Below are 12873 nucleotides of genomic sequence, written 5' to 3'. Positions count from 1 at the left end.
ATCGAATTACAAAATTGTAAGGTAGATGTAAGGCAAATCGATAGCTTATGCCAGCCTGGCAGGATAAGATTGGAACAAACGAAAATAGAAATTTTTTAAAAGGAGAATCGAGATGAGGCTGTTTGAACTGTTGCTATTATTGTCAAACATCGGCTTGTTTTCATTAACCTTCCTATTAAAAAAAGGACGGCGTAGAATTCCAGTATTCGTTACAAGCGGGATTGCCACACTTTTACTGGTCATTCATTGGACGGTGGAAGGATACAGAATTCAGCTATTTTTCCCATATTGCATAACGATCATTTTTTTAGCCATTTCAGGTTATAGCTATTTTAAAAAAAACGGTCCAAAAAAAATCCCACGATTCATGTTGGGTTCAGCTTATACCGCTATAGCGATAATGCTGGTCGTAACAGCGGGTCTTATGTATGCTTTTCCTGTATTTAAACTACCTGAACCGACAGGCGAATTTAAGGTAGGAACGCAAACTTTTCATTTCGTGGATACAAATAGGGAAGAGATTTTCGACGAATCCAGAGATGGTAAGAGAGAATTGATGGTTCAGGTCTGGTATCCGGCTCAAGCTAGCACTGGCAAGTATGCTCCCTTTATTCCCGATACCCAGATTTTACGTTATATGGCCGCGAACTATGGTCTTCCCGGGTTTACGTTTCAACACCTGAGGTACGTATCCAGTCATACTTATTCGGGGGCCGAAGTTTCTTCGGCACAGACTTCATACCCGCTGATCCTTGCGAATCCCGGCAACGGCTCTTCCAGGTTCCTCCACACCTCGCAAGCCGAATATCTCGCAAGTCACGGATATATGGTGGCAGTGATCGACCACACCTACAATACATTTGCAACCGAGTTTCCGGACGGTCGAATCACAACCAGCACAACCAACGACTTATTCTCGCCCGACCATGATTACCAGACGAGCAGAGAAAATCGCGACAAGTTGGGACAAGTTTTAACCGGCGATGTGGCGTTTGCGCTGGACCAATTCGAGCTCATCCAATCGGGGAAGATTCCAAGTCATTTAAAAGGAAGGTTTGATCTCGGTCATGTCGGGGTGTTCGGTCATTCCATCGGTGGAGCGACGGCCTATGACGCTTCTTACGATCCGCGAATCGCAGTCGGGATAGACCTTGATGGAGGGCTTTATCGACTGCGTGACAGAGAGGGTCTGCGAAAGCCGTTTTTGTTCATCAACTCGGAAAGCTATTTCGAAAAATTAAAAATGGTAATGGATAATCGGGTCTACACGGATGCAGAGCTTAACCGTATGGGATCAACAAGAGAGTGGGAGGATCAAGTAACGGAAGATAAAAAGTTGGAGCTTGAACGGATGCGTGAAACGGTCGACGAAGGGGGACAAGTCCTCTATATCGAAAATACGGAGCATTTGAATTTCGCTGACGTACAGTTCATTTCTCCGATTTTCAAAATGCTGGGCATTACAGGAAAGATTGCGCCCGAAAGAGCGAACTCCGTTATCAATGTCTATATGCTAGATTTCTTCGATAGGTATCTGAAAAATCAAGGCGGAAACTTAATGAAAGGACCGGATAGCCGCTTTCCGGAGGTGAAGTTCGTAACCTCGCTATTATAAATTACGGAACAGGCTACCGATTTTGATATGCTCCCCTTCAAGTAGACAGGTTTAATAAATAAACCGCTAATTGAAGGGGAGTTTTTCTTTGTCTAAAAAGAACGAATACAATGCGATGCGATGTATGCAAAGAGGAAGGGAGAATAAGTTCTATGAATTCCATGAAAGCGTTTGACATATTGGAATATCATTTTATAATTATGAACAGAATTGGACCTCACCGAGATGGAAAAATTCAGATTATTCCAGTCTGAATCGGATGAAGATGTTGTCTATTCTCAAATAGGTCGCTGTCTATGAGGAATACGATAATTGATAGAGCTGTTGTTCAATAAACAGTAAGCTCCATAATCAGGGGCTTGCTCTTTTATTTACCTAAGGAGAATGGGGCGGAATGACACTTAAAAAAAGAATCTTTTTATTGTTTTTTCTCAGCGCGTTTATTCCCTTTATTAGTATATTTGCAATTTCTTATTATACCATTGATTCCATTTTTGTAAATAAAATCAATGATGGAATTAGGAGCAATCTACAGCAGGTAACTTCATCACTGGAAAATTCAATTACCAATCTGAATCATGTTACTCAGCAATTATCATATAGCGGTACTTTAGGCAAAAAACTGGATGAAGTCTTGCAACCTTCCTCCAATATAATTGAATTGATTGAGGCTAGAGATGAATTAAAGAATGAGTTAAATGTTGTAACGTTTACTAATCCGAATATAGGCTTGACCTTATATTATTTCCAGAAAGAAGGCGCTACACAGTTCGCTAACTTTCCCATCAAAGATCGTTTTGCCCCTGAGTCTTTGCCTGTGCTTTTCAAATCTTATGGCATTTCGTACTATGGTCCCCATATCAGTATGAACCGATTTAATGACCAGCTCGTTTTATCTGCCATGCGAAAGGTACAACTGCCTCAAAGGGACGATGTATATATTTACGTCGAATCCGGCTTTCGTCTTACCCAGAATATACTAGGTTACAACCAATACCAAGGAGCTTTATCGCATTTGATCCTAAATGGTGAAGGTCAAATTGTTTACAGTGAAATTCCGGAAACGATGAAAGTGGGGGAGAATTTCTTCAGCTTATCAAAAAGTGCTGCAAAAGACGGAATATCCCGTGACTACCATTGGTTTAAGGAGGACTCCGCTCAGAATTGGAGCGTCATCTCGGTAATTTCGCAGGCTAAGTATCAACAGGAGAAAAACCAGTGGTTGCTTCAAATATTACTGGTCGCTTTATTTTTTCTCGGCTTTACTGTATTTCTTGCTTGGCTTCTGTGGAAGATGGTCTACAAGCCACTCGGTCTGTTCCATTCGGAAATTAACGGAATGTCTCAGAATCCACAAAAGGCAGGTAGCCAGACTCGCACTCATATTCCCGAGTTCGATTTTCTATTGGGAGAATTCTCAAATATGCAGCACCAAATCGGTGACCTGTTCAAGGAAGTGCAGCAGAAAGAGAAGATCCGTGCAGATTTGGAAGTGGAAAAATTGTTATATCAGATCAATCCTCACTTTCTGATGAATACGCTAGATACTGTACATTGGCTGGCCGTCATGAATGGACAAGGGGAGATTGACAAGTTGGTGCAATCCTTGAACAAGCTGTTGTATTACAATTTGGGTAAATTAGGGCAAGTATCGACGATGGAAGAGGAAATTGATGCGCTAAGACAGTATCTAGTCCTGCAGCAAATTCGATATGACTTTGAATTTGACGTGCGTATTTCAGCAGATGACCATGTGCTTCAAATACCTGTGCCTCGTTTTATTCTGCAACCGTTGGTTGAAAATTCTCTCTATCATGGACTGAGTGACGAAGGTTTTATTCAAATTGAAGTTACACTCACCAAAACGCTGAATATTCTGATACAGGATAATGGAGCCGGCATGACCGAGGAAGCGATTCAAAAACTCTTGAACAATCGTATAGCAGAACATAAAAAAGTAGGGATGGGCATCGGACTCAATTATGTTCACCGCATGTTGAGGGCACAGTACGGAGATCAAGCACAACTGGTGATCGAAAGTGAATTGGGTACAGGGACAAGTATTCTGCTCATACTTCCTATCAAAGGAGAAGATGTTCGGGGATGATTAAAGTATTGATTGTGGATGACGACAAATTGGTACGAAAAGGCATAAGCTCCGCGATGCCGTGGAATGAGTTCAATATGGAAGTTGTAGGAGAAGCAAGTAACGGGTTGAAAGCACTGGATTTTCTGAAATCCCAACCGGTCGATCTGATGTTGACGGATCTCGCGATGCCGGTGATGTCAGGTATTGAACTGATGCGAGCTGCAAGGCAACTCTATCCAGAGCTTCATATTGTCGTATTAACACTGCATCAAGATTTCGATTATATCCAGGAAGCGCTCAGGCTGGGAGCCATCGACTATATAGCCAAGGTTCAGCTCGAGAAGGAGCAATTCGAACACGTGCTGCATCGAATACATATCCGGATTGACGAGCTGGCGAATAAAAAACGAAAGCTGCCGCTGCTTAGTGAGACTAATGTCCATTACCGCCATGTGTATGCACTTGTTTCACTGGATCGCAAGTTAGGACAGAGCTGGCCGATTGAACCGACATCCAGTGTAGATGAGATCCGATGGGAGGTTGAACGGAACAGTTGGATGTGGGCGGCACCCATGGACTTAGAGGATCAACTGTTCCACAAACTGAAGGAATACCGGGACCAAGTTCCCCAAGGCGCCTTGCTAGTTATGTCCGATGTACAAGAGCGAACGTGGTCGCAAATCCAAAACTGGATTATGAATTATACAGAAACGTCCTTATTCTATGCATACGACCCTTATGATCCTGTCATTGCCGTTTCGATGAATGTGGAGGAATCATTTCCAATAGAACCGCAGGATGAAGACATGGATCGAATTAAGCAAAGTTGGTTTCTATCACCATGGACACATAACGACAGTTACTACAACCAACTGATTGAACAGTTCAAATCACTAAGACTGCAAAAAAGCCAGTTGATGGGATTGCTATACTCGATAGTTATGGAATGGAATCACCTTTTTGCCGAGTCTACGCTTGGTAGAATCTCAATGATCCATTCTTTTCTATCGTGGTACGAGGTAGAAGCTTGGATCAAGCAGACCTCTGTGGACATTCGTAAGGCAGATGAACAGACCTCGTATTCACAGGAAATTGTAGACGCCGTGAAAAAAGCGATTATGATCATGCAAAATGATTTGGATCAAGCTTTTACTGCTTCAGGTCTGTCCCGGCAACTGAACATCAGCCGAAGCTATTTCAGTCAATGCTTCAAGGATCTGATGGGGAAAACCTTTAATGAGTACTCCCGTTTTATACGAATAGAGAAGTCTAAAGAGTATTTATTGAATACAAATAATCAGATTTTCTGGATTGCTGAGCGAGTGGGTTATACGGATGAAAAATATTTCAGCCGAATTTTCCGCGAGTTGACAGGCCTGCTTCCAAGTGAATATCGACAGCTGGGCAGAGGGGATAAAAAGCGTACTCTTTTATAATTCAGTCAAGCCGACAGATTCCTGATAGGAGCTGCCGGTTTTTTGTGCTTTACTTTGGTTAGTAAGTAAAGATAGACAAATGTATGTCGGCAGGTAGGATAAATGCTTACAAGCCAAGTATGACTTCACTGCCTGGTGTGAAACCGCATACATTTTTCTATCCAAACAGACGTTTAATCCCTATCTCGTTTTGTCTTCATCGAGTTTTATAATGAAAGCGTAAACAACAATGATAGAGAAATATTCACAACGAAGGGGAATCGAATGAGATGACAACTAAATGGTCCGTAAAAAGCAAATTGTTGACGAGACGTCTGGCCGTACTGTCGATATCTGCCCTAATGATTTCAACCCTTGCAGCCTGTGGGGCTTCATCCAACCCTCCCACTGCGAAGGAAGCGGGCAAATATGAGGTAACACCCGGAGACCCATTCAGTGCCTATAAAGACGAAATAACCGTCACGATGGGGCGTGTGACTACGGCCAACCCGAAGCTGCCGGCTGGAGATTCGTATGAGAATAATGCGTATACTCGACTGGTCAAAAAAGCGTTTAACGCTCAGATTAAAGACCAATTTGAAGCCAACGGAGAAGATTACAGCCGTCAGGTTTCGCTCGCCATCGCCTCTGGAGAACTGCCTGACATGATGCGTGTCGATTCCAAGGATGAACTCAAAGAACTGGTTGATAATGATCTGATTGAAGATATGACGGAAATTTACAAGCAGTATGCCACAGATAATATCAAGAATATTTACGACTCGTATGAGGGCCGGGCGTTAGACAATGCGACGATAGATGGACGTTTAATGGCGCTTCCAGCTACTTCCCTAGATTCCGCACCAACCATGGTCTGGGTTCGTCAGGATTGGCTGGATCTACTGGGAATCCAACTTGACGCAGACGGAGATGGTGCCATCAAGCTGGAAGATGTGGAGAAAACAGCCGAGGAATTCTTAAAAAGAGATCCTGGTCAAACCGGGAAACCAGTAGGTATTCCCTTTGTGAACACCCTGAATACAACTGACTACAATGGTTCCGCCTATACCATGCTGGGAGTTGCCTCAACGAAGGGTTCATTCCCTCAGTACTGGATGAAGGGTAAAGACGGCAGCATTGTTTATGGCTCGACAACAGAGGAAACCAAGCAGATGCTAGGCGTCATGGCAGATTGGTTCAAGAGAGGCATCATCGATCCGCAATTTGGAACACGCACATTTGATGATATTACGGCACTGTACACCAACGGCCAATGCGGTATTGCTTTTGGACCATGGCATATTCCCGACTGGGGTCTGGGCAACGTGAAGCAGAAGGATAAGAATGCGAAATTCACGGCTTACACTTTGGAAGATGCAGATGGAAAGGTAAACGTGGCACACGCCAATCCAGCTAATCAGTTTATCGTTGTAAGAAAAGGATACGAACACCCAGAACTCGCCGTTAAAATCGTAAACCTTTTCTACGATAAACTGGCAAATGATAAAAATGTGGGAACATCTATGCCAGAAGCTGCCAAGTATCAAGAGAACGGCGTAGACGGTTCTACCAGACCGTTTAATATTGAAGTCAACTCGGCGACCTCGTTACTGGATGACTACTCTGATATCGTTCGAGGGATTAAAGGAGAGATAAGTTTGGATCAGGTCCGGACAACAGAATCAAAGAACAATATTAAAAGTATCCAGACTTACTTAAGTAATATGGATACGGATAACGTAACAGCCTGGTCGAAATATCACTCGCGTATCAACGGAGTGGGACTCATTGACAAACTGACACGGGAAAACAAATTTGTATGGATGACACCCGCTTTCTCCGGAACTACACCAAGCATGAAACAGACCTGGGCTAATCTGACCAAGATGGAGCAGGAATCTTTTATCAAAATCGTGACAGGTGCAGAACCTCTGAATTACTTCGATACATTCGTTAGCAATTGGAAGAAGCAAGGCGGTGACCAGGTAATTCAGGAAATTAAAGACGAGGTTGCATCCAAAAAATAAACAATCTTAAACTGCTAACAGGGCTGCGTATTGCAGCCCTGCTTTTAGGAAAGGGGTCCATCCATGAAACAGGGAAACGATAAAGCAAAAATCCGGTTCGGCACGGGTGCCATATATCATCTGATGATGCTTCCGGGTATTTTATTTTTGCTGGTATTCAGCTATGTACCGATGGTCGGTGTCATTACGGCGTTTCAGGATTATATACCAGCCAAGGGAATGTTAGGCTCCAAATTTGTAGGGCTGAAGCACTTTATTTATATGTTTAAGCTGCCGGACATCGCACAGGTTTTTAGTAATACGTTGGTGATTGCCATTGCCAAGATTCTATTGGGAACAATGATGGCTATCATTTTTTCCATTTTGTTAAATGAGATCCGCATCAAATTCGTTAAAAAATCCGTGCAGACAATTGTTTATCTGCCACACTTTCTGTCCTGGGTAGTTCTAGCGTCCGTGGTTGTTAACATGTTCAGTTTAGATGGAATTGTGAATCAAATTTTGACCTTTTTCGGTCTGGAGAATATTAATTTTCTCGGCAGCAACACCTGGTTTCAGCCGCTGATTATTGGGACAGACGTGTGGAAGGAGTTCGGTTACAGTTCCATCGTCTATTTGGCTGCAATTACTTCGATTGATCCGGGTCTGTATGAAGCGGCAGGAATGGATGGAGCCAGCTGGTGGAGAAAAGTATGGCATATTACGTTGCCAGGCATGCTGCCTATTATCCTGCTCATGGGAGTGATGAGTCTGACCAATATTTTGAGTGCCGGCTTCGATCAAATTTATAATCTGTATAACCCAGTTGTCTATGAATCGGGAGATATTCTGGATACTTATGTATATCGGATTGGACTCGTTGGGCGACAGTATAGCTTCGGTACGGCTGTTGGCCTGTTCAAGTCAGTGATTGGTATTGTTTTGCTATTGTCCGCCAACCAATTAGCCAAAAAATACACCGACCGAAAAATATTTTAAGGAGGCGAAGCCTGTGTCGTATTCTGTAAGCCAAAAAAATCGAATTGGCGGGTTAGTCATCTATGCCATCGTCATATTGCTGGCATTGATCTGCCTACTTCCATTATGGAATATCGTTGCGATTTCATTTAGCAGCAGTGAGGCCGTGTCAGCTAATGCTGTAGGTCTCGTACCGGTCAATTTTACAACCGCAGCGTATACGAAAATTATCGATGATGCTCAGTTCTGGCGTTCCTTTGGCATATCTGTTCTACGTGTTGTGCTTACACTTCTTCTCAACATGATTCTAATTGTTCTAATGGCATACCCGCTCTCCAAGTCAAAAAGAGAATTTAAGGGCAGAAACATTTATATGAACGTCATGATTTTTGCCATGCTGTTCAGCGGTGGGATGATCCCGAGTTATCTATTGATCAAAAACCTCGATATGCTCAATACAATTTGGTCGCTTGTTCTACCAGGAGCTGTCCCTATATTCAGTGTCATCCTTGTCATGAACTTCTTCTCTGCTGTACCTAAGGCCCTAGAGGAAGCAGCATTCATCGATGGGGCAAGTCCGTTGCAGGTCCTGTTCAAAGTGTATGTTCCCGTGTCCATCCCTGCGCTGGCGACGGTAGCACTATTCAGTATCGTGGGAACGTGGAATGATTTCTTCAGCGGTTTGATCTATATGACTCAAGTCAGCAATTATCCGCTCATGACGTATATTCAGTCCCTTAACGTGAATATTGCGGAACTTCTTCAATCCGGCACCAACTCAGCACAACTTAGCAACTTGACTGAAATTTCAAATAAAAATCTAAATGCGGCAAAAATCGTAGTCGCTGTCATCCCGCTACTGCTGATTTATCCGTTACTTCAAAAATATTTTGTGACTGGAATTGTTGTAGGATCGGTAAAAGAGTAATCACAAAAAGAGATGACCCTGATAAATTCAAGGATCATCTCTTTTTACATAAAATAATTGAACACAAAAAATAGCTATGATATAATCGATAGCGTTATTGACAAATCATATAAACAACCGAAAAAATATTATCCCTATTATTATAGTACATCTAGAACTTTGATTTGTCAATGTTTTTTTTACCCCCCCAGAAAATAGAAAGGAAGATGGAATGTGCAATCAGGCTGCGTACATAATCAAGCGGTTTTGAGAAGAAGTACGCGGCGACTTACTTCGGCGGTGACTAGGCATGATCATGATTGTTCGCTTTTTTCTCTATATTAATGGTTAGGAGAGATGTTGAATGAATTCACTGGTTCTCGATTTTCAAGAAATGGATAACACTCAGCTTTTGCTGGTTGGTGGAAAAGGATTGCACTTAGGGGCATTAACCAAAATGGAAGGAATACAAGTGCCAGAAGGGTTTTGTGTTACAACATTGGGATATCAAAAAGCCATCGAACAAAACGAAATAGTTCATGCTTTTCTGGATCAGCTAGCTACGCTTAAAGTAGAAGATCGAGAACAAATTGATGATATCAGCAAGAAGATTCGACAGGCCATTATGGAAGTAGCCATTCCTTCTGATGTTGTGAAAGCAGTTGCTCACTATCTCTCCCAGTTTGGTGATGAATATGCTTATGCCGTACGTTCTAGTGCGACTGCTGAGGATTTGCCGCATGCTTCTTTTGCTGGTCAACAAGATACCTATTTAAATATTATCGGCAAAGAATCCATCCTGGAGCATATCCGCAAATGTTGGGCTTCTTTATTTACGGAACGCGCGGTAATTTACCGAATGCTGAATGGATTTGATCACAGCCAAGTTTATTTATCTGTCATCGTTCAAAGGATGGTGTTCCCACAAGCTTCAGGGATTTTATTTACCGCTGATCCCATCAATGGCAACCGAAAGCTGCTCTCTATCGATGCAAGTTTCGGACTTGGAGAAGCGCTGGTCTCCGGCTTGGTATCTGCCGATTGTTATCAAGTACAGAATGGGGTAATAGTCAGCAAGAGGATAGAAACCAAAAAAATGGCTATTTATGGACGAAAAGAAGGCGGAACAGAGACCAAGCAGCTCAATCCTGATCAGCAAAAAACGCAAACCCTTACGGATCAACAAATTTTACAACTGGCACGCATTGGAAGACAGATCGAAGAACATTTCGGCTGCCCCCAAGACATCGAATGGTGTTTGGCTGATGATATATTTTATATTGTCCAGAGCCGGCCGATCACCACTTTATATCCCATACCTGAAGCAAATGACCAGGAGAATCACGTGTATGTATCTGTCGGCCATCAGCAAATGATGACTGATCCTATTAAACCACTGGGAATATCTGTTTGGATGTTAACAGGTGCCACACCCATGTTTAAAACTGGTGGTGGAAGGCTGTTTGTGGATATCACGATGGGTCTGGCTTCACCAGATGGCAGGCAAAATTTATTGGATGTTTTAGGACACTCCGATCCGCTCATAAAAGACGCGCTTATTACCATCATAGAGCGGGGAGATTTCATAAAATTGGACCCATCTGACAAAAGCGAACCGGGACCCGTTAAAAGCCATAAGGGTATGTCGTCTGCGGATATTCTGGCAGAAGCAGGAAACGACCCGGCAATTGTTGCCGATTTGATTAAGAGTAGTGAGACATCGTTATCAGCGTTAAAACATAACACCCAAACGAAATCAGGATTGGATGTATTAGATTGTATCCTGGAAGATATGCAGCAACGGAGGCAGCGTGCGTCAGATCTGAAAAACTTGAGTGTGATTATGTCCGCCATCCATGCTTCAGCATGGATCAATGAAAAAATGGATGAATGGTTAGGTGAAAAAAACGTAGCAGACACACTTTCCTTATCTGTACCTAACAACGTCACTTCTGAAATGGGTATGGAGCTATTGGATGTTGCAGATGTGATTCGTCCCTACCCGAAAATAATTGAGTATTTACAACAGGTAAAGGATGATAACTTTTTAGAAGAACTGGTTCAATTCGAAGGTGGACAGCAGGTGCGTGATGTTATTACTGCTTATCTCGACAAATATGGAATGCGATGTGCCGGGGAGATCGATATTACAAGAACACGCTGGAGTGAAAAACCAAATATATTGGTACCTATGATCCTCAGTAACATCAAAAACCTTGAGCCTGGCGCCAGTAAACGAAAATTTGAGCAAGGGCGACAGGAGGCAATGAAAAAAGAACAGGATTTATTAGCCCGATTGAAACAATTACCGGATGGTGAACAAAAAGCCGAAGAGACAAAACAAATGATCGACCAGATCCGGAATTTCATCGGTTATCGTGAATATCCGAAATACGACATTGTTAGTCGCTACTTCATTTATAAACAGGCTTTACTAAAGGAAGCGGAACGACTCGTACAAGCCAACGTTCTTCATGAAAAAGAAGATATTTACTATCTCGCTTTTGAAGAATTGCAGGAAACCATACGCACAAATAAACTGGATTACCAGGTCATCGACAAACGCAAAGACGAGTATAGATTATATGAAAAACTAACTCCGCCACGTGTTATCACGTCTGATGGCGAAATCATTACGGGTCAGTACAAACGAGAAAATATCCCCGCTAAAGCTATTGTAGGCCTCGCTGTTTCTTCGGGTGTTGTAGAGGGGCGGGCACGTGTGCTCCTGAATATAGAAGGGGCTGATCTGGAAGATGGCGATATACTAGTCACCGCCTTTACTGATCCCAGCTGGACTCCATTGTTTTTATCCATAAAAGGGTTGGTTACGGAGGTGGGCGGACTGATGACCCACGGAGCCGTTATCGCACGTGAATATGGCTTGCCAGCCGTTGTCGGAGTGGAGAATGCGACCAAACTGATAAAAGATGGGCAACGAATTCGCGTGCATGGAACAGAAGGGTATATCGAATTTTTGTAATGGATAAATAAGGGGGAACGATAGCGACGGGAAGGAGCTCACCCAACAAATTGGGCCGACGCAAGAGGAACTTTATCGTTATGGCTCCCTTTATGAAGTATATTCATGCTGGCAATGGACAACGCTTAGGTTAAATATTATCTTATGCGGGAGGTCATCGCTTCTTGAAATTTGAACTAGGACGTTGCTTACTGAGTGAACGATTGATGGAATCTGGAAAGTCAGCAGAATGGCTGGCAAAAGACTTGCTTTTTAAACCGGAACGAGTTTACGACTTTATTGAAAACAAGAGAGTGATGCCTCTCAAAATTGCCATATCGATCGCCGATTCCATCGGTTGTGATGTTCGTACATTGTATGAATTAATTCCGAATGATAATGAAGTAAAGGTAGATTAATGGAATAAGTGCCAGGTTCCATTAAGGCAACAAATGTGATCCATTAAACTTTAACGGCAAACGCTAACTTAATAAAAAAAGGAGCTGATCAACGTGATCGGCTCCTTTTTTAACGGGCAGAATTTCCTTAGAAAGTGAGTGAATAAATTCCATTATTATAATCAGAACCTTTTTTTCATTATCGAGAACACGAATTACGCACACCTTCTTATATTTTTTTGCAAATCAATTTTCGAATGATTCAGACCTAGTCATATAAGATAGTTGACAGTTTGTCATGCGGTATATGTGACAGGCCCAAGTACGATGTCATCAAAGCTTGGCGGTTTTATCACTGTTCGATTTAACAATATCGGAGGTAAGGTGAGGGGGTAAAGCAGAACAACATTCTAAAATAATGGAGCGATTGCGTTATGAAATCATTCATCATTCGAAAAGGAGTGAAATATGGCAGATTTTCAATACCATTCCGACCTATTTGC

8 protein-coding genes are annotated in these 12873 nt (G+C 42.6%); all 8 read left to right on the top strand.

All coding sequences use genetic code 11. From position 1 onward, the window contains the following. Positions 1-112 precede the first annotated feature (112 nt). The 8 genes from KSP24_RS16895 to KSP24_RS16860 all read left to right on the top strand — a co-directional run bounded on the left by KSP24_RS16895 (position 113) and on the right by KSP24_RS16860 (position 12391). On the top strand, positions 113-1615 hold the full coding sequence (locus tag KSP24_RS16895) for an alpha/beta hydrolase family protein (protein WP_216975901.1): 1503 nt from the start codon (positions 113-115) through the stop codon (positions 1613-1615). A 394-nt stretch (positions 1616-2009) separates the two neighbouring features. After that, positions 2010-3722 carry a sensor histidine kinase gene (locus tag KSP24_RS16890; protein ID WP_025677291.1) on the top strand — a complete coding sequence of 571 codons (1713 nt, stop codon included), beginning with the start codon at positions 2010-2012 and terminating at the stop codon, positions 3720-3722. Beyond that, positions 3719-5140: a response regulator transcription factor gene (locus tag KSP24_RS16885; RefSeq protein ID WP_013371311.1), complete on the top strand. Its 1422-nt coding sequence runs from the start codon at positions 3719-3721 to the stop codon at positions 5138-5140. The genes KSP24_RS16890 and KSP24_RS16885 overlap by 4 nt, the downstream gene beginning before the upstream one ends. Before the next feature lie 269 nt (positions 5141-5409). After that, positions 5410-7146, top strand: a complete 1737-nt coding sequence (locus tag KSP24_RS16880) for a type 2 periplasmic-binding domain-containing protein (protein ID WP_040103686.1) — start codon at positions 5410-5412, stop codon at positions 7144-7146. A gap of 63 nt (positions 7147-7209) precedes the next feature. Beyond that, positions 7210-8124, top strand: a complete 915-nt coding sequence (locus KSP24_RS16875) for an ABC transporter permease (protein WP_025677288.1) — start codon at positions 7210-7212, stop codon at positions 8122-8124. 13 nt (positions 8125-8137) lie between these two features. After that, the gene (locus tag KSP24_RS16870) at positions 8138-9031 is read left to right on the top strand and encodes a carbohydrate ABC transporter permease (RefSeq protein WP_013371307.1); all 894 of its coding nucleotides are present in this window, start codon (positions 8138-8140) and stop codon (positions 9029-9031) included. Positions 9032-9374: 343 nt separating this feature from the next. Then, positions 9375-11993 (top strand): phosphoenolpyruvate synthase, encoded by a 2619-nt coding sequence (ppsA, locus tag KSP24_RS16865; RefSeq protein ID WP_216975899.1) that lies wholly within the window; start codon positions 9375-9377, stop codon positions 11991-11993. A 164-nt stretch (positions 11994-12157) separates the two neighbouring features. Beyond that, complete coding sequence (locus KSP24_RS16860) at positions 12158-12391, top strand: hypothetical protein (protein WP_025675940.1); 234 nt, start codon at positions 12158-12160, stop codon at positions 12389-12391. Positions 12392-12873: the final 482 nt, after the last annotated feature.

Source organism: Paenibacillus sp. AK121, from assembly GCF_019042715.1.
GTDB lineage: Bacteria > Bacillota > Bacilli > Paenibacillales > Paenibacillaceae > Paenibacillus > Paenibacillus polymyxa_C.
This window is presented reverse-complemented; position numbering and strand designations above follow the sequence as displayed.